The following is a 22,250-nucleotide window of genomic DNA, read 5'->3' on the forward strand; positions in this document are numbered from 1 at the left end:
TTGCGCCGCGTAGGCCGAATTCGACTCATGCAGCCTGGACACCGCGCGGTCCCGATCTATCATCGTGGCCATGCGAATCCTCCACACCATGCTGCGCGTCGGCGACCTGCAGCGCTCGATCGCCTTCTACACGGGTGTGCTCGGCATGAAGCTGCTGCGCACCACCGAACGGCCGGAGCAGAAGTACTCGCTCGCCTTCGTCGGCTACGGCACCAACCCGGAACACGCCGAGCTGGAGCTGACCTACAACCACGGCGTGGACCAGTACGAGATGGGTAGCGCCTTCGGCCATATCGCCATCGGCGTGGCCGACGCCTATGCCGCCTGCGACCGCATCCGCGCCGCCGGCGGCAACATCACGCGCGAGCCCGGCCCGGTGCAGGGCGGCAACACGGTGATCGCTTTCGTGACGGATCCGGACGGCTACAAGATCGAGCTGATCCAGCGAGAAGCTGAATAGGCGCTGGCTGGAGTCTGAGCAAATCAACGCACAAGGCGCAGAAGCGACGCAGAAAACGCAGAAGAAAACCTTGAAAGGTTTCCTGGTCTTTTCTGCGACTTCTGCGCTACTTCTGCGAATTCTGCGTTCAGAAACGCTCGATCAAACACGCCGCAAAGCCGCCGCCTCCGACGCGAGTCGCGTGACCCGCGCCCAGTCGCCCGCGGCCAGAGCATCCGCCGGCGTGAGCCACGAGCCGCCGACGCAGGCTACGTTGGGCAGGGCCAGGAACTCCGCTGCGTTGTGCGGCGTGATGCCGCCGGTGGGGCAGAACCTCACGTCGTTGAAGGGGCCGCTCCACGCCTTGAGCATGGCGAGGCCGCCCGCTTGCAAGGCGGGGAAGAACTTCAGCGCGGTGTAGCCGTCTTCCTGCGCCATCATGATTTCGCTGCCGGTCGCCACGCCGGGCAGCAGGGCCAGGCCGAGTTCGTGACACGCCTTGCCGACCGAGCGCGTGTAGCCGGGACTCACCGCGAAGCGGGCGCCGGCCAGCGCCGCCGCCTGTGCATCGGCCGCACTGCGCAGGGTGCCGGCGCCAACCACCGCCTCGGGCACTTCGCGGGCGATCGCTTCGATGCAGGCCAGCGCCACCGGCGTGCGCAGCGTCACCTCCAGCATGCGGATGCCGCCTGCCACCAGCGCGCGCGCCATCGGCACCGCCTGCTCGCGCGCGCTCAGCACGATCACCGGGATCACCGGCGCGTCCTGCATGACCTGCTGCGCCGTCGGGCGCTCGGGGATCTCTGGTCTCATAGCCATGTGCAGGCACCCTCCTCGGCGCCAAGTGCATTGCGCCGCATGCCGGCGAACAGTTCGCGCCCGACCCCGTGGCCGTTCGCCTCGCGTTGCGCGTCGCTCATGCGGGCGGGCTCGCGCCGCGCCCATTCGGCGGGATCGACCAGCGCCTCGAGCTGGCCGGCCGGTGCGTCCAGGCGCACGACGTCGCCATCGCGCAGCAGCGCGAGCGGCCCGCCGGCCGCCGCTTCCGGGCACACATGGATCGCCGCCGGCACCTTGCCGGAGGCGCCGCTCATGCGGCCGTCGGTGACCAGCGCCACGCGGAATCCCTTGCCTTGCAGCACCGCCAGGGGTGGCGTGAGCTTGTGCAGTTCCGGCATGCCGTTGGCTTGCGGTCCCTGCCAGCGCACCACGCAGATCAGGTCGCGCTCCAGCTCTCCGGCCTGGAAGGCGGCCAGCAGCGCGTCCTGGCTGTCGAAGATGCGCGCCGGCGCTTCGATCACGTGGCGGTCGTCGGGCACCGAGGACACCTTGATCACGCTGCGCCCCAGGTTGCCCACCAGCAGCTTGAGGCCGCCGGTGCGGCTGAAGGGCGCGCCGGCCGGACGCACGATGCTCTCCTCCCGCGAGGGGCCGATATCGGACCACACCAGGCCGTGTTGTTCGCTCGCCTGCAGCGCCGGCTCGCGCGTGTATTCGCGCAAGCCGCCTTCGCGCACGGTCAGCACGTCCTCGTGCATCAGGCCGGCATCGAGCAGTTCGCGGATCACGTAGCCCGGGCCGCCCGCGGCCTGGAACTGGTTGACGTCGGCGACTCCATTCGGATAGACCCGCGCCAGCAGCGGCACGACGGCCGAGAGCTGGTCGAAATCGTTCCAGTCGATCACCATGCCGGCGGCACGCGCCACCGCCACCCAGTGAATCAGGTGGTTGGTGGAACCGCCGGTGGCCAGCAGCGCCGCCATCGCGTTGACGATGGAGCGCTCGTCGACCATGCGGCCAATGGGCACGTAGCGGCGCGTCTTGAGGATGCCGAGCACGGTGCGCACCGCCTCGCGCGTGAGCTCTTCGCGCAAAGCTTGCTGCGGCTGCACGAAGGCCGAGCCCGGCACGTGCAGGCCCATCGCTTCCATCAGCATCTGGTTGCTGTTGGCCGTGCCGTAGAAAGTGCAGGTGCCCTGCGTGTGATAGGCCTTCTCCTCGGCCTCGAGCAATTCCTTGCGGCCGACGAGGCCCTGCGCCGCCAGTTCGCGCACCTTGGATTTCTCGGTGTTGGAGAGGCCGCTGGGCATGGGACCGCCCGGCACGAAAACGGTGGGCAGATGGCCGAACTGCAAGGCGCCGATCAGCAGGCCCGGCACGATCTTGTCGCAGATGCCCAGCATCAGCACCGCATCGAACACGTCGTGGCTCAGGCCCACGGCCGTGGCCATCGCGATGGTGTCGCGCGAGAACAGGCTGAGCTCCATGCCATGCGTGCCCTGCGTCACACCGTCGCACATGGCGGGCACGCCGGCGGCCACCTGCGCGTTGGCGCCGAGCCGGTGCGCCTCGTCCTTGATCACCGGCGGGAAGTGGCCGAAGGGCGCGTGCGCCGACAACATGTCGTTGTACGAGTTGATGATCGCGATGTTGGGCGCGCGCTCGGCGACGACGCGGAACTTGTCGTTGTTCGGCAGCGCCGCGAAGGCATGGGCGACGTTGGCGCAGCCCATGCGGTCGGCGCCACGCTGACGCCCCGCGCCCTCGTCGAGGCGCGCGAGATAGGCGGCCCGGGTGGGCGCGCTGCGTTGGCGGATCCGGGCGGTCACCGCCTCCAGCACGGGATGGAGTTTCATGGAATCTTGCGCTGACTGCGTTGCCGCATGCTACCGCGCGGCCGCGGCCTTGTGGCTGGCGCCGAGGTACGAACCGGTTACCAACTTCACGGCCGGTCCGCTAGAGTCGGGGACGTCTATGGAAGCCTTGAAGCCGTTGCGGGACCCGGGCCCGATGCTGGAGCAGGCACTCGCGGAGTGGGGTGGACACGAAGACCTCTGGCTCTTCGGCTACGGTTCGCTCATCTGGCGACCGGACTTCGACTTCGAGGAACGAAGGCCCGCGCGCGTGCATGGCTGGCATCGGGCGCTGAAGATGTGGAGCCGCATCAACCGCGGCACGCCCGAGCGGCCCGGCCTGGTGTTCGGGCTGCTCTCGGGCGGATGCTGCCGCGGCGTGGTGTTCCGCATCGCGCGGGAGCATGGCGCCGCGACCCTCACGCGCCTGTGGAGCCGCGAGATGGCGATGGCCGTGTACGACCCACGCTGGCTGAGTGCGCACACGCCGCAAGGGCCGGTGCGCGCGCTTGCCTTCACGCTCTCGCGCAAGAGCCCCAACCATACCGGCGAGCTCAGCGCAGAGGAATACCGCGCCATCTTCGCCCTTGCCTCGGGCATCTACGGCACGACGCGCGACTATGCGCATCGCACGCTCGAGGAACTGCAGCGGCACGAGATCCGCGATCGCAACCTGGAGCGCTTGCTGCGCCTGATCCAGAAGTAGGGTGGGATGCGCGACGCGCACACCACCGGGCGGCGATGGTGGAGTGCGCTGCGTCAACGCGATGCGAGCAGCGCCTCCGCCCGCGCCAGATCCGCCACCGTATCGATATCCATCACGATCCCCGGATCGTCGATCGCCAGCTTCAGCGCTTGCGAGGCGCGCACGATCGCCGCCGCGCCTTCGGTGCCCGTGAGAGCCTGCAGCGCCGCACCGTGTTCGCGCGCGAAGCCCACGGGATGGCCGCGCGTGCCGCGATGCATCGGCAGCACGATAGCGGCGCGCCGCAGGGCGTCGGCCACTGCCAGCAATGAGCTGGGCGCGATCAGGGGCAGGTCACCGGGCAGCACCAGCCAGCCGGCCGCCGATGCGGTCGCGCGCACGCCGGCAGCGATCGAGTCGCCCATGCCGGGGTGACCGGCGTCTTCGACATGCCAGGGCAAGCCGCTCGCGCGCACGGCTGCCAGCGTGTGCGCGAGCACGGTCTGCCCGGCCAGCAGCGCCTGCAACTTCGAGCCGTGGCCGCCGGAAGCCAGGAAGCGCTCGCCCCGGCCGGAGGCAAGCACGAGCACGATCGGTGAAGCGACGGACATGCCCGCACGCTAACACCGATGCGAAAATGGACGCCATGAGCAGCACCTCCGATCGCATCGCCGAACTGCGCAAGAGCTACGAGCGCGCCGAACTGAGCGAGGAGGCTTCGCACGCCGACCCGCTCAAGCAATTCGACCAGTGGCTCACCGAGGCGATTGCCGGACAAGTGCCCGAGCCCAACGCAATGACCTTGGCCACGGTGGCGGGCAACCTGCGTCCCAGCACGCGCGTGGTGCTGATCAAGGGCTACGACGCGCGCGGCATCGTCTGGTACACCAACTACGAGAGCCGCAAGGGCGTGGAGCTGGCCGGCAACCCGTATGCGGCGCTGCAGTTCCACTGGCTGGAGCTGGAGCGCGTGGTGCGCATCGAAGGCCGTGTGGAAAAGACCAGCGACGCCGAGAGCGATGCCTATTACGCCAGCCGCCCGCTCGACTCACGCATCGGCGCCTGGGCCAGTCCGCAAAGCCAGGTGATCCCCGGACGCAGCGTGCTGGTGACCAATGCCGCGAAATACGGCGCGCAGTTTCTGCTGAACCCACCGCGGCCGCCGCACTGGGGCGGCTATCGGCTGGTGCCGGACGAGTGGCAGTTCTGGCAGGGGCGCAAGAGCCGTCTGCATGATCGGCTGCGCTATCGGCTGGCTGACGGCGAATGGGTGCGGCAGCGCCTGGCACCCTGATGTCTTGCTCCCTCCCCTTCCGGGGGAGGGTTGGGGTGGGGGCGCTCCGGGACCACGAAAGCACGCCGAGCGCCCCCAGAGCGCCCCCAGCGCCCCCATCCCCACCTTCCCCCGGAGGGGGAAGGAGTAAAGAAACTCAGCGGGTCAGCTCGGTGAACGTCTTGCGAAACTTCGCCACCTTCGGCGCCGCCACCGCCAGGCAATAGCCCTGCGTCGGGTTCTTCTCGAAGAAGTCCTGGTGATACTCCTCGGCGGGCGAGTAGTTCGTCAGCGGCTGCACCTCCGTGACCAGCTCGCGGCCGAACAGCTTCTCCTCGTTGATGCTGCGGATCATCTCTTGCGCCACCTGCTCTTGTTCCGGCGTCGTGGTGTAGATGCCGCTGCGGTACTGCGTGCCGACGTCGTTGCCCTGCCGGTTCAACTGCGTCGGGTCGTGGATGATGAAAAAGATCTCCAGCAACTGCCGCGTGCTGACCTGCGCCGGGTCATAGGTCAGCTTGACCACCTCGTTGTGGCCGGTGCGGCCGGTGCAGACCTGCTCGTAGCTCGGGTGCTGCGTCTCGCCGTTGCTGTAGCCGGATTCGACGTCCGTGACGCCGCGCACTTCCTTGTAGACGGCCTCGGTACACCAGAAGCAGCCGCCACCCAGGACGATCGTTTGCAAGTCGCTCATGCTCGGTTCTCCATAGGTGCACTGTAGCCGCTCCGCCCGCTCGCTTACCATCCGCGGCGATGCACGCCAGCGACACCGACCAGGACACGAATCATGCAAGCCGGTGAGTGGAAGCCCGTGCTCGCCGCGCTGGTGCTGCCCCCGGCCGGCCCCCTGCTGTTCGCGCTGATCGGCATCGCGCTGGCAACCCGCCGACGCGCCGCGGGACTTTGGCTTGCGAGCGTGGCCATCGCGCTCGCGTATCTCCTCGCCACCAACGGCTTCGGCCTGCTGCTCGCGCGTCATCTCGCGCCCGCGACCCCGGTGGTGCAAGCCCGGGAGTTGCAGCAGGTGCAGGCCATCGTGATCCTCGGTGGCGGCGTGCTGCCGCAGGCGCCCGAATACGGCACGCCGCAGCTCGGCCCGCACAGCATGGAGCGGCTGCGCTATGGCGCCTGGCTGGCACGCCGAAGCGGCAAGCCGCTGGCATTTTCGGGCGGCCTCGGTTGGGGCAATGGCCCGGCGCAGCGCGAAGCGGAAGCCTCGGTCGCGCGACGCGTGCTGCAGGAGGACTACGGCCTGACGCTGCGCTGGACCGAGGACCGCTCGCGCGACACCGCCGAAAACGCGGACCGCAGCGCGCAACTGCTGCAGCCCGCGGGCGTGCACCGCATCGCGCTCGTCACCAGCGCCCTCCACATGCCGCGGGCGCTGCGCGAATTCCGCCGGGCCGGCTTCGAGGTCCTGCCGGCCCCGACCGGCTTCCCTTCGGCACGCGGGAACGCGTGGCTCGAATGGCTGCCGACGCCCGATGGCGCGGTGCTTTGCTGGACGGTCATTCGCGAGGCACTCGGCCGCGCCGTCGCAGCGCTTCACTGATCGCTCTCCTCTTGTCCATGGCTGGGTCGGCTTGACGCCCGCCGGCAGCGCCGTCTATATTACTAACCAGTCAGTCAGTAACTTTCCATGCGCCCTTCCAAGCCTGCCGTCGAGCCAAGCGCCGACCTCCTGCCCCGCCGCGGCCGCCGCAAGGAAGCGCGTCCCGGCGAACTGCTGGATGCCGCGCTGGACCTCTTCGTCGAGAAGGGCTTTGCCGCGACCCGCTCGGAAGAAGTCGCGGCGCGCGCCGGCGTCTCCAAGGGCACGCTGTTCCTCTACTTCCCCACCAAGGAAGAACTGTTCAAGGCGGTGATCCGGGAAAATCTGTCGGGCCGCTTTGCCGAGTGGAACGAGGAGTTCGACAGCTTCGAGGGCTCCAGCCCCGAGATGGTCCGCTACTGCATGCGCGTGTGGTGGGAGCGCATAGGCGCCACCCGCGCCTCGGGCATCACCAAGCTGATCATCAGCGAGGCGCGCAACTTCCCCGACATCGCCGCCTTCTACCAGCAGGAGGTGATCCGTCCCGGCACCGAGCTGATCCGCCGCATCCTGCAGCGCGGCGTGGCCCGTGGCGAGTTCCGCGCCATCGACGTGGAATACAGCGTGTTCAGCATCATTGCGCCGATGATCTTCCTGATCATGATGAAGCACTCGCTCGGCGCCTGCTCGCCGCAGGACTATCCGCTCGAGCCCGAGCGCTACGTGCAGGCGCAGATCGACAACCTGCTGCACGGCCTGTGCGTGCCCGGCGCGAGCCAGGAGGAAAACGACGCATGAAGAGCCGGTGGAAGACGCTGCTGTTCGTACTGCTTGCGGTCGTCGTCGTGGCGGCCGCGGGCTGGCGCATCGTGGGCGGGCGGCGCGCGCAGCAGATCGCGCAGCAGCAGGCCGCCGCCCAGAAGGCGCAGCCCGCCGTGGAGCTGGCGGCCAGCGACGTGGTGCGCGCGCAGACGCGCGAACTGCAGCGCGGTCTGCCGGTCTCGGGCTCGCTGCGCGCCGTGGATTCCGCGTACGTGAAGGCGCGCGCGGCGGGCGAGTTGCTGGGCCTCGCGCTGCGCGAAGGCGACCCGGTGCGCGCGGGCCAGGTGGTGGCGCGCATCGATCCCGCCGAGGGCCAGGCGCGGCTGAAGCAGGCGCAGGAACAGGCCGATGCGGCCAAGGCGCAGATCGACATCGCCGAGCGCCAGTACAGCAACAACAAGGCCCTGGTCGACCAGGGCTTTATCTCGCGCACTGCGCTGGACACCTCGGCCAGCACGCTGGCAGGGGCGCAATCGAGCTACCAGGCGGCGGTGGCCGCGGTCGATCTCGCCCGCAAGGGCATGGAGGACACCGTCCTGCGCGCACCGATCTCCGGCGTGGTGTCGCAGCGGCTCACGCAAAACGGCGAGCGGGTCGCGATCGATGCGCGCGTGATCGAGATCGTCGACCTCTCGCGCCTCGAAGTCGAAGCGACGCTGAGTGCCGCCGACTCGGTGGACGTGCGCGTCGGCCAGGATGCGGCCTTGCAGGTGGAAGGCAGCCAGCGGCCCGCGGCGGCCAGGGTGGTGCGGATCAATCCCAGCGCGCAGGCGGGCAGCCGCAGCGTGCTGGTCTACCTGGCCATTGCCGACACGGCCGGATTGCGCCAGGGCCTGTTCGCGCAGGGCATAGTGAAGACCGGCAGTGCGTCCGCGCTGGCGGTGCCGCTCGCCGCGGTGCGCACCGACAAGCCGGCGCCCTATGCGCAGGTCGTGGAGAACGGGCAGGTGTCGCACCGGGCGGTGCAGACCGGCGCGCGCGGCGAGATCGACCAGGAAAGCTGGGTGGCCGTGACCGGCGTGCCGGACGGCGCGCTGGTGATTCGCGGGCATGTGGGGCCGCTGCGGGAGGGCACGGCAGTGAAGTTCACTGGGGCGGCCGCAGCGCCCCCACCCCAACCCTCCCCCAGAGGGGGAGGGAGCAAATCCAGCAGCCCCTGAGCCCTGGTCCCTTATGTGGTTCACCCGCGTCAGCCTGAAGAACCCCGTGTTCGCCACGATGGTGATGCTCGCCATCGTGGTGCTGGGCCTGTTCGCCTATCAGCGGCTGAACGTCGACCAGTTTCCCAACATCGACTTCCCGGTCGTGGTGGTCACCGCCGAGTACCCGGGCGCCTCGCCCGAGGTGGTGGAGAGCGAGGTCACCAAGAAGATCGAGGAGGCGGTCAATTCGATTGCCGGCATCAATGCCCTGACCTCGCGCAGCCTCGAAGGGCAAGCGGTGGTGGTGCTGGAATTCCAGCTGTACGTCGACGGCCGCAAGGCCGCCGAGGACGTGCGCGAGAAGATCGCGGCCGTGCGCCCCACCCTGCGCGTCGAGGTAAAGGAGCCGCGCGTGCTGCGCTTCGACCCGGCCAGCCGCGCGATCTGGTCGCTGGCGGTGCTGCCCGATGCCAGCAAGGGCGCCCGGCCCATGAGCCCGGTCGAACTGACCAACTGGGCCGACCAGGTCCTGAAAAAGCGGCTGGAGAACGTGCGCGGCGTCGGCCAGGTGACGCTGGTGGGCGGCACCAAGCGCGAGATCGACATCTACCTGCAGCCCGCGGCCATGGAGGCGCTGGGCATCACCGCCGACCAGGTCGTCAGCGCCGTGCGCAACGACAGCCAGGACCTGCCGGTGGGGGCGATCCGCTCGCTGGCACAGGACCGCGTGGTGCAGGTCGATGCGCGCATGCAGCGGCCCGAGGACTTCGGCCGGATCATCGTCACCCGCAAGGGGCCGGCCGGCGGCAACGCGCCGGTGCGCGTGGACCAGGTCGCGCGCATCGCCGACGGTGGCCAGGAGGTGGAGAGCCTGGCCCTCTACAACGGCCAGCGCACGCTGCTGCTGCAGGTGCAGAAGTCGCAGGACGAGAACACCATTGCCGTGGTCGACGGCCTCACCAGCACGCTGGCCGACATGCAGTCGCAGCTGCCGGCCGGCGTGAAGCTCGAGCCGGTCGCGGATGCCGCGCGGCCGATCCGCGTGTCGGTGGACAACGTGCGGCACACGCTGATCGAGGGCGCGCTGCTGACGGTGCTGATCGTCTTCCTGTTCCTCAATTCCTGGCGCTCCACCGTCATCACCGGGCTCACGCTGCCGATCGCGCTGATCGGCACCTTCCTCTTCATGTACGCCTTCGGCTTCTCGATCAACATGGTCACGCTGATGGCGCTGTCGCTGTGCGTGGGCCTGCTGATCGACGACGCCATCGTCGTGCGCGAGAACATCGTGCGCCACGTGCAGATGGGCAAGCCGCCCTACCAGGCCGCGCTCGATGGCACGCAGGAGATCGGCCTGGCGGTGCTGGCCACCACCTTCTCGATCGTGGCCGTGTTCCTGCCGATCGGCTTCATGGGCGGCATCATCGGCAAGTTCTTCCACGAGTTCGGCGTGACCATCGTGGCGGCGGTGCTGATCTCGATGTTCGTGAGCTTCACGCTCGACCCGATGCTGTCCTCGGTGTGGCACGACCCCGAGGCCGCGGCGCACGGCCAGCGCAAGGACAAGCTCACGCTGTACGACCGCAGCATAGGCCGCGTCACCGGCTGGTTCGACCGTGCCACCGAGTCGCTGGCGCAGGCCTATCAGGACGCCCTGCGCTGGGCGCTGCGGCACAAGCTGGCGACGGTGCTGGCCTCGATCGCGATCTTCGCCACCAGCATCCTGATGGTGCCGCTGCTCGGGACCGAGTTCGTGCCCAAGGCCGACTACTCCGAGACTAGCCTGAACTTCTACACGCCGGTCGGCTCCTCGCTCGAATTGACCGAGGCCAAGGCGCGCCAGGTGGAAGCGATCATCCGCGAGTTCCCCGAGGTGCGCTACACGGTCACCACCATCAACACCGGCACCCAGGTCGGCAAGATCTACGCATCGGTGTATGTGCGCCTGGTCGACCGCAAGCAGCGCCAGCGCAGCGTCGACCAGATGGCAGCGATCCTGCGTGAGCGCTTGAAGAGCGTGCCGGGCATCACCGTCACGCACGCCGGCCTGCTCGACGCGGTGGGCGGCAACAAGCAGGTGGAGTTTTCGCTGCAGGGCACGGACCTCAAGGAACTGGAGCGGCTCGCGCGGCTGGTGAGCGAGCGGATCCGCGACATCCCCGGCCTGGTGGACCTCGACTCCAGCGTCAAGGCGGACAAGCCGACGATCTCGGTCGCGGTGAAGCGCGACGCGGCTTCCGACCTCGGCCTCTCGGTCGGCCAGATCGCGGCCTCGCTGCGCACGCTGGTTGCCGGCGAGACCGTGGGCAACTGGCGCGCGCCCGACGACCAGACCTACGACGTCAACGTGCGGCTCGCGCCCGGCGCCCGCACCACGCCGCAGGACCTCGAGCGCCTGCCCTTTGCCATGGGCAGCAACGCCGACGGCAGCTCGCGCGTGGTGCGCCTGAACCAGGTGGCCAGCGTGCGTGAATCGACCGGCCCGAACCAGATCAACCGGCGCGACCTGCAGCGCGAGGTGGCGATCAACGCCAATGCCTACGGCCGCTCCGCCGGCGAGATCTCGGACGCGATCCGCGCGCGACTCGACACGATCCAGTTCCCGCCCGGCTACCGCTACCAGTTCAGCGGCTCGACCAAGAACATGAAGGAGTCTTTCGGCTACGCCGTGTCCGCGCTGGCGATGGCCGTCATCTTCATCTACATGATCCTCGCCAGCCAGTTCAAGAGCTTCCTGCAGCCGATGGCCTTGATGACCTCGCTGCCGCTCACGCTGATCGGCGTGGTGCTGGCGCTGCTGATGTTCGGCTCGACGCTGTCGATCTTCTCGGTGATCGGCATCGTGATGTTGATGGGCCTGGTCACCAAGAACGCGATCCTGCTGGTGGACTTCGCCATCCGCATGCGCGAGCAGGGCATGGAGCGCTCGCAGGCGCTGCTGCATGCAGCGCGCGTCCGCCTGCGCCCCATCCTGATGACGACGCTGGCCATGGTGTTCGGCATGGTGCCGCTGGCCTTCGCGCTCTCGGAAGGTTCGGAGCAGCGCGCGCCCATGGGCCAGGCAGTGATCGGCGGGGTGATCACGTCCTCGCTGCTGACGCTCGTGGTGGTGCCCGTCGTGTACTGCTATCTCGACGACCTTGCCCAGTGGCTGCGGCGCCGCCGCACCCCGGCGGCCAGCGGCTCCGGAGCCGCTGCCGTGCCCGCTTCTAAAATGGACGGTTTGTCCTGACCGCTTGCGAAACCCATGACCGCCACCACCGACCTCGAACGCGCCCGCTTCAACATGATCGAGCAGCAGATCCGCCCCTGGGACGTGCTGGACCTGGACATCCTCGCCCTGCTGTCGCACCTCAGGCGCGAGGACTTCGTGCCGGCAGCGCACAAGGTGCTTGCCTTCTCGGACCTGATGATCCCGCTGGTGGCCGACACCGAGCAGGCCATGAAGAACGGCTGGTGCATGCTGGAGCCGAAGATGGAGGCGCGCCTGCTGCAGGACCTGGCACCCAAGGCGCATGAGAAGGTGCTGGAAATCGGCACCGGCTCCGGCTACATGGCCGCCCTGCTGGGCAGCCGTGCGCAGCGCGTGATCACCATGGAACTGGATCCGGAACTCGCCCGGCTGGCGCGCGAGAACCTGCAGCGCGAGGGCTTTGCCAACGTCGAAGTGCGGGAAGGCGACGGCGCCAAGGGCCTGGCCGCGGAAGGACCGTTCGATGCGATCCTGCTCTCCGGCTCGGTGCACGAAGTGCCCGCTGCGCTGCTGGCGCAACTGAAGGTGGGTGGCCGGCTGGCAGCCATCACCGGTGACGAGCCGGTGATGCGCGCGACCTTCATCACCCGCACCGGTGAAGCCGCCTACGTCACGACCCAGCCCTGGGACACGCTGGCACCGCGGCTGGCGCACTTCCCCGAAGCCTCGCGCTTCCACTTCTGAAGCGCCGGCGATGATTCCGCAGGTGCGCCCCGGCGAGTTCGACCAATGGGTACAGGGCCAGTCCGCGCGGCCGCTGCTGCTGGACGTGCGCGAGCCCTGGGAGGTGCAGACCGCGCATGTGCAGCCCGACGACGTCGACGTCATCGCCATCCCGATGCAGGAAATCCCCGCGCGCCTGGCTGAATTGCCGGACGACCGGCCGATCGCCTGCCTGTGCCACCACGGCATGCGCAGCCAGCGCGTCGCCCTCTTCCTGGCGCATCAGGGCTACACCGATGTGTCCAATATCGCGGGAGGAATCGACGCCTGGTCGCGCGAGCGCGATCCCGGCGTTCCGCTTTACTGAGCCGTGTTACAACGCGCAACAAAGATGAGCAGAACCTGGCGAAGGACGGACGGACGATGAATGTGCTGCGGCTGTTACCCCTGGCCGGGTTGATCGGCGCCGTGCTGGCGGCGCCGGCGCATGCCGAAGGGCTGCTGGACCTGTACCAGGCGGCGCAGGCCTATGACGCCACCTGGCAGTCGGCGCGCTACAACTACGATGCCACCGTCTTTCGCAGCGCGCAGGCGCGTGCCGGCCTGCTCCCGCAGGCCGCGCTGACGGCCGGCCTCACGCGCAGCACCCTGGAGAACACGTCGGTGGACCACGGCTTCACGACGCAGCAGGCAGCGATCAGCGCCTCGCAGCCGCTGTACCGGCCGGCCAACGTCGCGACCTACCGGCAGGGGGAGCGCCTGGTCGAACTGGCGCAGTCGCAGCTCACGGCCTCGAGCCAGGACCTGATGATCCGCGTGTCGCAGGCCTACTTCGACGTGCTGGCGGCGCAGGACACGCTGGCCTTCATCGGGGCGCAGAAGGCGGCCACGGCCGAACAGCTGGCGTCGGCCAAGCGCAATTTCGAAGTGGGCACCTCCACCATCACCGACACGCGCGAGGCGCAGGCCCGCTACGACCTGGTGCTGGCGCAGGAAATCGCCGCCGACAACGACCTGCGCGTGAAGCGCATCGCGCTCGACACGCTGGTGGGCAAGGACAACACGCAGCCCAATCCGCTGGCCACGCCGATCGAAGTGCCCGCGCCGCAGCCCGCGAACCCCGAAGCCTGGGTGGCCGCGGGCGACGAGGCGAACCCGGCGATCCAGCAGGCGCGCAGGGCCGTGGAGATCGCCGAACTGGAAACCGAGAAGGCGCGCGCGGGCAACAAGCCCACGGTGGACCTCACCACCAGCTACGGCCTGAACAACAACCTGGGCGGCACCACCACCACGCTGGGCGACACGCGCCCGCGCAGCGGCAGCGTCGGCATCGCCTTCAACCTGCCCCTCTTCACCGGCTTCGCGACGCAGAACCGCATCCGCGAAACGCTGTCGCTGCAAGACAAGGCCCGCGCCGACCTGGAAGCGACCCGCAGGCAAGTGGCACAGGCCGTGCGCACGGCCTACTTCGGCGTGGCCTCGGGCCAGGGCCAGGTGCGCGCGCTGGAGGCCGCGGAAGCCTCGAGCCAGAGCGCGCTGGACGCCAACCGCCTGGGCTACCAGGTGGGCGTGCGCATCAACATCGACGTGCTGAACGCGCAAAGCCAGCTCTATCAGACCAAGCGCGACCTGGCGCAGGCGCGCTACAACGTGCTGCTGGGACACCTGAAGTTGCGGCAGGCGAACGGGACGCTGCAGGCGGAAGACCTGGCGCGGTTGAATGCGCTGTTGACCCCCTGAGGGACGCGCCTGGGTGGCGTGCCTTCAGCACCTGCCCTGGGGTAGGGTGGAATGGCCGCAGGCCACTCCACCGTCGCGAGGCCATGGTGGGGTGCGCTGCGCGCATCCCACCCTACGGCGCCAGCAGCGCCAGCACCGCATCGACCGTCTTCTGCGCCGCACCGCGATGCGCGGCGGCGAAGCCCTCACCGGCCTGGGCTGACTCCCTGCGCGCGGCCGCATCGCGGGCGAGTTCGACGGCGACGCGAACGCCCTCTTCCATCGTCGCCACGCGCCGCGCCGCCCCCGCCTGCAGCGCCAGTTCCGCCGCTTCGCTGAAGTTGAACGTGTGCGGCCCCATCACCACCGGACAGCCGCAGGCCGCCGCCTCGATCAGGTTCTGGCCACCCAGGGGCGCGAAGCTGCCCCCGAGCAGGGCGACGTCGGCCAGCCCGTAGTACAGCGCCATCTCCCCCAGCGAATCGCCGATCCAGACCGCAGCCGGCGCGGGCGCATCGGGCCAGGCGCTGCGGCGCGACACGGTGAGGCCCGACTGCGCCACCAGCGCGGCCACCTCGTCGAAGCGCTGCGGATGGCGCGGCACCAGCAGCCACTGCACGCCGGGACGCGATGCGATCGCGCGCAGGAACTCGGTCTCCTCGCCCTCGCGCGAACTGGCGAACATCACCACGGGCCGCGGCGCGGCCGCGTGCCAGTCGCGGCCCTGCGCGAGTTGCGCGGCATCCGGCGCGGCGTCGAACTTGAGGTTGCCGAACACGCCTTGCACGGTCGCGCCCGCTTCGGCGAGGCGGCGGGCATCGCTTTCGGTCTGCGCCCACACCGCCCGCAGCGCGCCGTACGCAGGCCGCGCCAGGCGAGACAGGCGACGCGCCTGCGCCAGCGACTTCGGCGACAGCCGCGCGTTGGCCAGCGCCAGCGGCACGTCGCGCGCCCGGCAGGCGGCGGCGAGGTTGGGCCACACCTCGGTCTCCATCAGGATGCCGGCGGCGGGGCGGAAATGATCGAGGAAGCCGCGCACCGCGCGGGGCGTGTCCCAGGGCAGCCAGGCCTGCGCATCATCCTCGCGCACCAGGCGCTGCCCTTCCGCGCGGCCGGTCGCGGTGCTGTGCGTCAGCAGCAGTCGCAGCTCCGGCCGCGCGCGGCGCAAGGCAGCGATCAGGATGGCGGCGGCACGCGTTTCCCCGAGCGACACCGCATGGATCCACAGCCGCCCGGGCTCCGTGGCCGCCTGGTAGCGGCCGAAGCGCTCCTCGACGTGTTCCAGGTACCCCGGCTCGGCGACCCCGCGCCGCCGCAGCTTGCGCCGCAGCAGCGGTTGCGCCGCCGTCATCAGGAGCGAGTAGACCCGCGACATCCTCACGCCAGCGCGGCGTCGGCGCGCGCATGCCAGCACGCCTGCCAGGCCGAGATCACTTCAGCGGCCGTCGGTGCGCGCTCACCACCCACCGAACACTGGTGCGCGCGGCCCACCGGCCCGGCGCGCAAGGAACGTGGCTGGCTGAAGATCTCCACCACCGGGAGGTCGAGCGCGACGCCCATGTGGGCCACGCCGGTATCGACACCGACCAGGCCCGAGCAGGCGCGCATCACCTCCAGCAGCGCCGGCAGGCTCATGCGGGGCAGCACGCGCGCGCCCGCGCCGATGCCGGCCGCGAGGGCCTGCGCGAATTCGGCCTCGCGCTCGCTGGCATGCGGAATCAGCAGTTCGAAACCGTCGGCCGCCAACGTGCGGCCCAGTGCGATCCAGTCGCGCGCCGGCCATTCGTTGTCGGCGCGGGTGGTGCCATGCGCCAGCATCACCTGGGGCGGCTGCGCGGGCGCATGGCGCGTCCAGGGATAAACCGGCGGCCCCTCGGGCGCCGGATAGCCGAGCGCCTGCGCCGCCAGCAGGCGATAACGGGCGACGGCATGGATACGGCGCGGCATGGGCGGCGTTTTCTGCAGCAGGAAGCGCACCGGCCACTCGTAGCCGCACAGGTCGCTGCCGTTGCCGTAGGTGGCCGTGAAGCCCCCCGGGGCGAGGCGCGCCTGGCGCGCCACTGCCGCCGACTTGATCAAGCCCTGGAAGTCGATGACGGCGTCATAGGCCTGCGCCCGCAGTTGCGCGCGCGCTTCGCGCCGCTCGCGCCCGGTGTGCCCCGACCACAGCGAGCGGCGCCAGCGCCGCAAGGCGACCGGAATCACCCGCTCGAGGCCGGCCGCCTGCTGCACCAGGGGCACGAAGCCCTCCTCCACCACCCAGTCGATCTTCGCCCCCGGGACCTGCGAGCGGATGTCGTGGATGACGGGCAGCGTCTGCACCACGTCCCCGAGCGAAGACAGCTTGACGAGGAGAATCCTCAATGGGCCGCTTCCCCGATCCGCGCATCGGGCTTGACGGTGCGCAGCAGGGCCAGCATCTCGCCTTCGATGCGGTGCATCGCCTCCTGCGTGTGGCCCTCGAAGCGCAGCACCAGCACCGGCGTGGTGTTGGAGCCGCGGATCAGGCCGAAGCCGTCCGGCCAGTCGACCCGCAGGCCGTCGATGGTGGTCACCTGCGCGGCGGGGAAGCTGGCCTTCTTCACCAGTTCGGTCACCACGCGCTGCGGCTCGCCCTCTTCGCACTTCACGTTCAGTTCGGGCGTCGAGAAACTGGTGGGCAGGTCGTCGAGCACCTCGCTCGGATCGGGATGGCGCGACAGGATCTCCAGCAGGCGGCAGCCGGCATAGGTGCCGTCGTCGAAGCCGTACCAGCGCTCCTTGAAGAAGATGTGCCCGCTCATCTCGCCACCGAGCGGCGCGTTCACTTCCTTCATCTTCGCCTTGATCAGCGAGTGGCCGGTCTTGTACATCATCGGCACACCCCCCGCGGCCGCGATCGCGGGCGCGAGCCGTTGCGTGCACTTGACGTCGAACAGGATGGGCGCGCCGGGCACGCGCGAGAGCACGTCCTGCGCGAACAGCATCATCTGCCGGTCCGGATAGATGTTGTTGCCGCCCTTGGTGATGATGCCCAGGCGGTCGCCGTCGCCGTCAAAGGCCAGGCCCAGGTCGGCGCCCGTTTCCTTGAGCTTGGCGATCAGGTCGCGCAGGTTCTCGGGCTTGCTCGGGTCCGGATGGTGGTTCGGGAAGTTGCCGTCCACCTCGCTGAACATCTCGATCACCTCGCAGCCGATGGCGCGGAAGATGCCGGGCGCGGACGCACCGGCCACGCCGTTGCCGCAATCGACCACGACCCTCAGCGGCCGCGCCAGCTTGATCTCGCCCTTGATGCGATCGCTATAGGACTGCAGCACGTCGACCTTGCGCACGGTGCCCGGCCTGGCGGGCTGGTCCCAGCCGGAGCTCTCGATCAACTGCCGCAGCGCCTGGATCTCGTCGCCATAGATCGCGCGGCCGGCCAGCACCATCTTGAAGCCGTTGTAGTCCTTCGGGTTGTGGCTGCCGGTCACCTGGATGCCGCTGTTGGCCAGCGTGTTGGCGGCGAAGTAGAGCATCGGCGTGGTCACCATGCCGATGTCGATCACGTCGACGCCGCTGGCGACCAGGCCGCGCACGAGGGCGGCGCTGAGCGAAGGACCGCTCAGGCGGCCGTCGCGGCCGACGGCCACCGTCTTTTCGCCCTCCTTGCGGGCCATGGTGCCGAAGGCGCGGCCCAGTGCCTCCGCAACCTCTTCGGTGAGGGTGGAGGGAACGATGCCGCGGACGTCATACGCCTTGAAGATGCTGGGGCTGAGCTGCATGGTTGTTTTCGGTGGGAGTGCGTCGGATGCATTCTAGGCGGCACCCCGCGAGGAACATGTCCGGATCCGGCTAGTCCTGCGCGGGGCGCTGCGTATCATCGACCGCATGTCTCCCGCCGACCTGCCGCTTGCCCCCGACGCCTGCTACCTGGCGCTGCAGACCCGCGACGCGCGCTTCGACGGCAGCTTCTTCACCGGCGTGACCAGCACCGGCATCTACTGCCGGCCGGTCTGCCGCGTGCGCACACCGCGGCCGGAGAACTGCCGCTTCTTCACGCTGGCGGCGCAGGCGGAGAGCGCGGGCTTCCGGCCGTGCCTGCGCTGCCGCCCCGAGCTGGCACCGCAGTCGCTGCGCTGGTCGGTGCAGGATGCGAGCGCCACGCTGGCCCAGCAGGCAGCTCGCCTGCTCGACGAACCGGAGGCCTGGAGCGACGAAGCGCCCTCGGTCGCGGCGCTGGCCCGGCGGCTGGGCGTGAGCGACCGTCACCTGCGCCGCATCTTCGAGGCGCAGCTGGGCGTATCGCCCCTGCAGTACCTGCAGACACGCCGCCTGCTCAACGCCAAGCAACTGCTGGCCGACACGCCGCTGCCGGTCACGCAGGTGGCGCTGGTCAGCGGCTTCGGCAGCGTGCGGCGCTTCAATGCCGCGTTCACGGCGCATTACGGCCTCAGCCCCTCGGCGCTGCGGCGCGAGGGAGCGCAGGGCGAAGCCGCGTGCGCGGTGCGGCTGGGCTATCGGCCACCGTACGACGTGGCCGCGATGCTGGGCTTCTTCCGCACGCGGGCGATCGAGGGTCTCGAAGCCGTGACCGACACGCAGCTCGCGCGCACGCTGGCGCTGGATGCGGGCGGTCGCCGCTGGGAGGGCTGGATCCGCGTGGCCTTCGACGAGGAGCGCTGCCAGGTGCTGCTCTCCGTGAGCGACACGCTGTACGGCGTGCTGCCGCTGGTGATCCGGCGCGTGCGCGCGGCCCTCGATCTCGATGCGGATCCGCATGCGATCAATGCCCGCCTGCACGGCAGTTTTCCGCTGGGCGATGGCTTGCGGGTGCCGGGCGCATTGAGCGGCTACGAACTCGCGGTGCGCGCCGTATTGGGACAGCAGATCACGGTGGCGGCCGCCCGTACGCTGGCGCAGCGGCTGGTGCATCGCTTCGGCACGGCCATGGCGACGCCGGATCCGGCACTGCGCTTCGCCTTCCCGGAGCCGGCCGTGCTGGCCACGGCGGAAGGCGACGCGCTCGGCCAGCTGGGCATCGTGCGGCAGCGGCAGGGGGCCATCGTCGCGATTGCGCGCGCCGTGGCCGAAGGCCGCATCGCCTTGCACCCGGGAGCCGACGTGCCCGCCACGGTGGCGGCACTGAAGGAACTGCCCGGCATCGGCGACTGGACGGCGCAATACATCGCGATGCGGGCACTGCGCTGGCCCGATGCCTTTCCGGCCGGCGATGTCGCCCTGCACAAGGCGCTGGGCGTGCAGCAAAGCAAGCAACCCGCGCGCGAGGCGGAAGCCGCCTCGCAAGCCTGGAAGCCGTGGCGCAGCTATGCCGTGGTGCGCGCCTGGAGCGCGCTGTCGCAAGGAGCATGAAATGACCGAACGCGTGTGCACCCTTTACGAGAGCCCGCTGGGCACGATGCTGCTGGCGGCCACCGACTTCGGCCTGGCCGGCGTGTGGTTCGTCGGCCAGCGCCATGGCCCGGACGCGAGCGGCTGGCGCCAGGACCCCGGGCATCCGGTGCTGCGCGAAGCGATCGCGCAACTCACCGCCTACTACGCCGGCGAGCGGACCTCCTTCGAGCTGCCCCTGGACCTGCGCTTCGGCACCCCCTTCCAGCAAAGCGTGTGGACGGCGCTGCAGGCGATCCCGCGCGGCGGCACCACCAGCTACGCCCAGATCGCGCGGCAGCTGGGGCGCCCGCAGGCGGCGCGCGCCATCGGTGCGGCGGTGGGCCGCAACCCCGTGAGCATCGTCGTCCCGTGCCACCGCGTGCTCGGCACCGGCGGCGCGCTCACCGGCTATGCCGGCGGGCTGGAGCGCAAGACGGCGCTACTGCGGCTCGAAGGCGTCCTGGCCGGATAGCGCGATGACCCCCGCAGCTATCATCGACTTCGTCACGCTGGCGGCGATCTGGGGCGCGTCCTTCCTGTTCATGCGCCTGGGCGTGGTGGAGTTCGGCTTCGTGGCGACGGCCGCCATGCGCGTGACGGTGGCCACCGCTTTCCTGCTGCCGCTGCTGCTGGCGCGCGGCCAGGGCCGCCTGTTGCGCCGCCACTGGCCGGCGCTCACGCTGGTGGGCGTGCTGAATTCGGCGCTGCCCTTCCTGCTGTACTCGTTCGCGCTGCTGGCAATCACGACCGGCCTGTCGGCCATCCTGAATGCGACGCTGCCCCTGTTCGGCGCGGTGATCGCCTGGGGCTGGCTGAAGGAACGGCTGACCGCGTCGCGCATCGCCGGCCTGGTGCTCGGCTTCGCTGGCGTCGCCATGCTGGCCTGGGACAAGGCCAGCTTCCAGGCGGGCGCCTCCGGCGTCGCGCCCGCGTGGGCCGTGCTGGCCTGCCTGCTGGCGACGGTCTGCTACGGCTTCGCGGCCAGCGCCGCCAAGCGTTATCTCGCCGGCGTGCCGCCGCTGGTGACCGCCACGGGCAGCCAGCTGGCGGCCTCGGTGGCACTCGCCGTGCCGGCCGCGTGCTTCTGGCCCGCCCAGGCGCCGGGCGCGCGTGCCTGGCTGGCATTGGGCGTGGTGGGCGTGCTGTGCACGGGTGTCGCCTACATCCTGTACTTCCGGCTGATCGATCAGGCCGGCCCTGCGCGCGCGGTGGCCGTGACCTTCGTCGTGCCGGCGTTCGCCATCCTCTACGGCGGGCTGTTCCTGGGAGAACGGGTGACGCCCTGGATGCTGGGATGCGGCGCCGTGATCGTCTGCGGCACCGCGCTGGCGACCGGGCTGCTCAAGCTGCCGGCGCTGCGGGTCGCCGACTCCTGACCACGGCTAGAACCGGGGCAGATCGGTCAGCCGCTGCCCGGGTCTGTCCTCCTCCGGCGCGAGCGTCTCGATGCCCTCGGGCAGCACCTGCACTTTCACCTCGGGGCCCATGCGCAGGGTGCCGCATTCGGTGGGGAACAGCGCGACGATGGTGTCGCCTTCGACCAGCCGGTCGACCACTTCCACCAGGCGCGTGGGCGCGGGGCGCAGGTCCCAGTACTCCAGGCTGGGGTCGACCATGCCCATCATCACCTCGGTCACCTGGTTGCCCTCCAGCCGGATCGCGGTGATGCCGTAAAGCACGGACGTCATCGGGCCGCCGACCAGGGCGGGGTGGGCCGCGCCGAAGCGCGAAGACTGCATGCATTTCTCGACCATGCGGCACATTGTGTGCACCCACTCAGGCGGAGCGATAAGCCGAGCGCGCGTGGGTGCGTGGGAGTGTGCCTACCGTGCGACCGTACACTGGCGCCTTCGCCATGCCAGCCGCCAGCCCTGCCCCTGTTGCCGATGCCGCCAGCCCGGAGCTCACACGGGCGCACGCGCGCCGGTTGCGCGACATCTACCGCTCCGCGGGCTGGCCATGCCAGGACCCGCTGGAGATCGACCTGCTCGCGGCCGGCCTGCTGGAGCGCTTGCGGTCGCCGCTTGGCCACGAGACGCTGCGGGTCACCGACGCCGGCGTGCAGTGGCTCGCGACCGTGCTCGCGCGCAATCGCGCCGCCCTGTCCGCGCATGAAGCGCTGGTCGAACGGGTCGCGCGGGAAATGGCGCGCGCCGGCCGCCTCGCCTGGACCGGCCTGAGCCTGCGCGCGCAGGTACCGACCGGCGACCCGGCGAAGCCGCACCGCTGGTGCATCGCCCGGCCCGACGTCTTCTCGATCCGGCACACCTCGGTGGAGAGCTACGTCGAGCCCGTCGTGCATGAAATCAAGGTGCGACGCGCCGACCTGCAGGCGGACCTGCGGCAGGAAGCCAAGCGCGGGGCCTATCGCGATCTCGGGGAATGCTGGTACGTGCTGGGCACCGACGCGCGCGGCCGCCCGATCGCGCAGCCCGAGGAAGTGCCGGCGGAATGCGGCGTGCTGCTGGCGCTCGATGGCCGCTTGACGGTCGCCCGCCCCGCCGTGCGCCCCGCCCGCGCGAGCTTGCCCTTCGGCGTATGGATGGCGCTGGCGAAAGCCACGCCAATCGGCGGCAGCGACGACGACGCGCAAGCCCTGCTGGGCGAGCCTTCATAGGACGCCCAACAGCCGGACGCAAAGCCGCAAAGCCCCGCCAAAGCTCGCAAAAGCACCCCCCTCAAAGGAAGTCCTTTTGCGCCTTCTGCGAAACTTTTGCGCCTTCTGCGTCCGGCTGTCC

22 protein-coding genes are annotated in these 22,250 nt (G+C 69.9%); 14 read left to right on the plus strand and 8 right to left on the minus strand.

Annotated elements, in window-relative coordinates:
* Nucleotides 1-70: 70 nt before the first annotated feature.
* The gene (gene gloA, locus JWP60_RS10050; protein ID WP_299790050.1) at nt 71-460 is read left to right on the plus strand and encodes a lactoylglutathione lyase; all 390 of its coding nucleotides are present in this window, start codon (nt 71-73) and stop codon (nt 458-460) included.
* Between the two features lie 141 nt (nt 461-601).
* Here the strand turns inward: gloA and eda are convergent, their stop codons facing one another.
* Nucleotides 602-1,258, minus strand: coding sequence for a bifunctional 4-hydroxy-2-oxoglutarate aldolase/2-dehydro-3-deoxy-phosphogluconate aldolase (eda, locus tag JWP60_RS10055; RefSeq protein ID WP_299790053.1), 657 nt, complete (start codon nt 1,256-1,258; stop codon nt 602-604).
* The gene (gene edd, locus JWP60_RS10060; protein WP_299790056.1) at nt 1,249-3,075 is read right to left on the minus strand and encodes a phosphogluconate dehydratase; all 1,827 of its coding nucleotides are present in this window, start codon (nt 3,073-3,075) and stop codon (nt 1,249-1,251) included. The genes eda and edd overlap by 10 nt, the downstream gene beginning before the upstream one ends.
* A 118-nt stretch (nt 3,076-3,193) precedes the next feature.
* Between edd and JWP60_RS10065 the strand changes: the two genes are divergently transcribed.
* Entirely contained in the window at nt 3,194-3,778 is a 585-nt protein-coding gene (locus JWP60_RS10065; RefSeq protein WP_299790059.1) for a gamma-glutamylcyclotransferase, read from the plus strand.
* 53 nt (nt 3,779-3,831) lie between these two features.
* On the opposite strand, the gene JWP60_RS10070 is transcribed toward JWP60_RS10065, so the two are convergent.
* Nucleotides 3,832-4,368 carry a nucleotidyltransferase family protein gene (locus JWP60_RS10070; protein WP_299790062.1) on the minus strand — a complete coding sequence of 179 codons (537 nt, stop codon included), beginning with the start codon at nt 4,366-4,368 and terminating at the stop codon, nt 3,832-3,834.
* Nucleotides 4,369-4,394: 26 nt separating this feature from the next.
* Between JWP60_RS10070 and pdxH the strand changes: the two genes are divergently transcribed.
* Nucleotides 4,395-5,051 carry a pyridoxamine 5'-phosphate oxidase gene (pdxH, locus tag JWP60_RS10075; RefSeq protein ID WP_299790065.1) on the plus strand — a complete coding sequence of 219 codons (657 nt, stop codon included), beginning with the start codon at nt 4,395-4,397 and terminating at the stop codon, nt 5,049-5,051.
* Between the two features lie 136 nt (nt 5,052-5,187).
* Here the strand turns inward: pdxH and msrA are convergent, their stop codons facing one another.
* Nucleotides 5,188-5,724, minus strand: a complete 537-nt coding sequence (msrA, locus tag JWP60_RS10080; RefSeq protein WP_299790068.1) for a peptide-methionine (S)-S-oxide reductase MsrA — start codon at nt 5,722-5,724, stop codon at nt 5,188-5,190.
* A gap of 93 nt (nt 5,725-5,817) precedes the next feature.
* On the opposite strand from msrA, the gene JWP60_RS10085 reads away from it, so the two are divergent.
* From JWP60_RS10085 to JWP60_RS10115, 7 genes are all read left to right on the plus strand, one after another.
* Nucleotides 5,818-6,582: a YdcF family protein gene (locus JWP60_RS10085; protein ID WP_299790071.1), complete on the plus strand. Its 765-nt coding sequence runs from the start codon at nt 5,818-5,820 to the stop codon at nt 6,580-6,582.
* An 87-nt stretch (nt 6,583-6,669) separates the two neighbouring features.
* Nucleotides 6,670-7,359 (plus strand): TetR/AcrR family transcriptional regulator, encoded by a 690-nt coding sequence (locus JWP60_RS10090; RefSeq protein WP_299790074.1) that lies wholly within the window; start codon nt 6,670-6,672, stop codon nt 7,357-7,359.
* Entirely contained in the window at nt 7,356-8,543 is a 1,188-nt protein-coding gene (locus JWP60_RS10095; protein ID WP_299790077.1) for an efflux RND transporter periplasmic adaptor subunit, read from the plus strand. The genes JWP60_RS10090 and JWP60_RS10095 overlap by 4 nt, the downstream gene beginning before the upstream one ends.
* Nucleotides 8,544-8,556: 13 nt before the next feature.
* Nucleotides 8,557-11,757 (plus strand): efflux RND transporter permease subunit, encoded by a 3,201-nt coding sequence (locus tag JWP60_RS10100; RefSeq protein ID WP_299790080.1) that lies wholly within the window; start codon nt 8,557-8,559, stop codon nt 11,755-11,757.
* Nucleotides 11,758-11,772: 15 nt separating this feature from the next.
* Entirely contained in the window at nt 11,773-12,462 is a 690-nt protein-coding gene (locus JWP60_RS10105) for a protein-L-isoaspartate O-methyltransferase (protein WP_299790082.1), read from the plus strand.
* A 10-nt stretch (nt 12,463-12,472) separates the two neighbouring features.
* Nucleotides 12,473-12,808 carry a rhodanese-like domain-containing protein gene (locus JWP60_RS10110; protein WP_299790084.1) on the plus strand — a complete coding sequence of 112 codons (336 nt, stop codon included), beginning with the start codon at nt 12,473-12,475 and terminating at the stop codon, nt 12,806-12,808.
* A 56-nt stretch (nt 12,809-12,864) separates the two neighbouring features.
* Nucleotides 12,865-14,181, plus strand: a complete 1,317-nt coding sequence (locus tag JWP60_RS10115; RefSeq protein ID WP_299790086.1) for a TolC family outer membrane protein — start codon at nt 12,865-12,867, stop codon at nt 14,179-14,181.
* A gap of 112 nt (nt 14,182-14,293) precedes the next feature.
* Here the strand turns inward: JWP60_RS10115 and JWP60_RS10120 are convergent, their stop codons facing one another.
* Genes JWP60_RS10120 through JWP60_RS10130 form a run of 3 tightly spaced genes read right to left on the minus strand, consistent with a single transcriptional unit; the run spans nt 14,294 to nt 17,903 of the window.
* Nucleotides 14,294-15,535 carry a 3-deoxy-D-manno-octulosonic acid transferase gene (locus tag JWP60_RS10120; protein ID WP_299790088.1) on the minus strand — a complete coding sequence of 414 codons (1,242 nt, stop codon included), beginning with the start codon at nt 15,533-15,535 and terminating at the stop codon, nt 14,294-14,296.
* A gap of 2 nt (nt 15,536-15,537) precedes the next feature.
* A complete protein-coding gene (gene waaC / locus JWP60_RS10125) occupies nt 15,538-16,524 on the minus strand; it encodes a lipopolysaccharide heptosyltransferase I (RefSeq protein WP_299790091.1) in 987 nt (328 codons plus the stop codon).
* Nucleotides 16,521-17,903 (minus strand): phosphomannomutase/phosphoglucomutase, encoded by a 1,383-nt coding sequence (locus JWP60_RS10130; RefSeq protein ID WP_299790094.1) that lies wholly within the window; start codon nt 17,901-17,903, stop codon nt 16,521-16,523. Before JWP60_RS10130 ends, waaC begins: the two co-directional genes overlap by 4 nt.
* Nucleotides 17,904-18,009: 106 nt before the next feature.
* Between JWP60_RS10130 and JWP60_RS10135 the strand changes: the two genes are divergently transcribed.
* The 3 genes from JWP60_RS10135 to JWP60_RS10145 are packed head-to-tail and all read left to right on the plus strand — an operon-like array spanning nt 18,010 to nt 20,888.
* The gene (locus tag JWP60_RS10135; protein WP_299790097.1) at nt 18,010-19,491 is read left to right on the plus strand and encodes a DNA-3-methyladenine glycosylase 2 family protein; all 1,482 of its coding nucleotides are present in this window, start codon (nt 18,010-18,012) and stop codon (nt 19,489-19,491) included.
* A gap of 1 nt (nt 19,492) precedes the next feature.
* Nucleotides 19,493-19,984 (plus strand): methylated-DNA--[protein]-cysteine S-methyltransferase, encoded by a 492-nt coding sequence (locus tag JWP60_RS10140; RefSeq protein ID WP_299790100.1) that lies wholly within the window; start codon nt 19,493-19,495, stop codon nt 19,982-19,984.
* Between the two features lie 4 nt (nt 19,985-19,988).
* Nucleotides 19,989-20,888, plus strand: coding sequence for a DMT family transporter (locus JWP60_RS10145; protein WP_299790103.1), 900 nt, complete (start codon nt 19,989-19,991; stop codon nt 20,886-20,888).
* 6 nt (nt 20,889-20,894) lie between these two features.
* Here the strand turns inward: JWP60_RS10145 and JWP60_RS10150 are convergent, their stop codons facing one another.
* Complete coding sequence (locus tag JWP60_RS10150) at nt 20,895-21,266, minus strand: hypothetical protein (protein ID WP_299790106.1); 372 nt, start codon at nt 21,264-21,266, stop codon at nt 20,895-20,897.
* Nucleotides 21,267-21,367: 101 nt separating this feature from the next.
* Between JWP60_RS10150 and JWP60_RS10155 the strand changes: the two genes are divergently transcribed.
* The gene (locus tag JWP60_RS10155) at nt 21,368-22,129 is read left to right on the plus strand and encodes a hypothetical protein (RefSeq protein WP_299790109.1); all 762 of its coding nucleotides are present in this window, start codon (nt 21,368-21,370) and stop codon (nt 22,127-22,129) included.
* The last annotated feature ends 121 nt before the right edge of the window (nt 22,130-22,250 follow it).

The sequence above is a fragment of the Ramlibacter sp. genome (assembly GCF_028291745.1).
In the GTDB taxonomy this organism is placed as follows: Bacteria; Pseudomonadota; Gammaproteobacteria; order Burkholderiales; family Burkholderiaceae_C; genus Ramlibacter.

Coding starts and splice junctions, on each gene's coding strand:
- gloA (WP_299790050.1), top strand. CDS start 71: ATGCGAATCCTCCACACCATGCTGCGCGTCGGCGACCTGCAGCGCTCG.
- eda (WP_299790053.1), bottom strand. CDS start 1,258: ATGGCTATGAGACCAGAGATCCCCGAGCGCCCGACGGCGCAGCAGGTC.
- edd (WP_299790056.1), bottom strand. CDS start 3,075: ATGAAACTCCATCCCGTGCTGGAGGCGGTGACCGCCCGGATCCGCCAA.
- JWP60_RS10065 (WP_299790059.1), top strand. CDS start 3,194: ATGGAAGCCTTGAAGCCGTTGCGGGACCCGGGCCCGATGCTGGAGCAG.
- JWP60_RS10070 (WP_299790062.1), bottom strand. CDS start 4,368: ATGTCCGTCGCTTCACCGATCGTGCTCGTGCTTGCCTCCGGCCGGGGC.
- pdxH (WP_299790065.1), top strand. CDS start 4,395: ATGGACGCCATGAGCAGCACCTCCGATCGCATCGCCGAACTGCGCAAG.
- msrA (WP_299790068.1), bottom strand. CDS start 5,724: ATGAGCGACTTGCAAACGATCGTCCTGGGTGGCGGCTGCTTCTGGTGT.
- JWP60_RS10085 (WP_299790071.1), top strand. CDS start 5,818: ATGCAAGCCGGTGAGTGGAAGCCCGTGCTCGCCGCGCTGGTGCTGCCC.
- JWP60_RS10090 (WP_299790074.1), top strand. CDS start 6,670: ATGCGCCCTTCCAAGCCTGCCGTCGAGCCAAGCGCCGACCTCCTGCCC.
- JWP60_RS10095 (WP_299790077.1), top strand. CDS start 7,356: ATGAAGAGCCGGTGGAAGACGCTGCTGTTCGTACTGCTTGCGGTCGTC.
- JWP60_RS10100 (WP_299790080.1), top strand. CDS start 8,557: ATGTGGTTCACCCGCGTCAGCCTGAAGAACCCCGTGTTCGCCACGATG.
- JWP60_RS10105 (WP_299790082.1), top strand. CDS start 11,773: ATGACCGCCACCACCGACCTCGAACGCGCCCGCTTCAACATGATCGAG.
- JWP60_RS10110 (WP_299790084.1), top strand. CDS start 12,473: ATGATTCCGCAGGTGCGCCCCGGCGAGTTCGACCAATGGGTACAGGGC.
- JWP60_RS10115 (WP_299790086.1), top strand. CDS start 12,865: ATGAATGTGCTGCGGCTGTTACCCCTGGCCGGGTTGATCGGCGCCGTG.
- JWP60_RS10120 (WP_299790088.1), bottom strand. CDS start 15,535: ATGTCGCGGGTCTACTCGCTCCTGATGACGGCGGCGCAACCGCTGCTG.
- JWP60_RS10130 (WP_299790094.1), bottom strand. CDS start 17,903: ATGCAGCTCAGCCCCAGCATCTTCAAGGCGTATGACGTCCGCGGCATC.
- JWP60_RS10135 (WP_299790097.1), top strand. CDS start 18,010: ATGTCTCCCGCCGACCTGCCGCTTGCCCCCGACGCCTGCTACCTGGCG.
- JWP60_RS10140 (WP_299790100.1), top strand. CDS start 19,493: ATGACCGAACGCGTGTGCACCCTTTACGAGAGCCCGCTGGGCACGATG.
- JWP60_RS10145 (WP_299790103.1), top strand. CDS start 19,989: ATGACCCCCGCAGCTATCATCGACTTCGTCACGCTGGCGGCGATCTGG.
- JWP60_RS10150 (WP_299790106.1), bottom strand. CDS start 21,266: ATGGTCGAGAAATGCATGCAGTCTTCGCGCTTCGGCGCGGCCCACCCC.
- JWP60_RS10155 (WP_299790109.1), top strand. CDS start 21,368: ATGCCAGCCGCCAGCCCTGCCCCTGTTGCCGATGCCGCCAGCCCGGAG.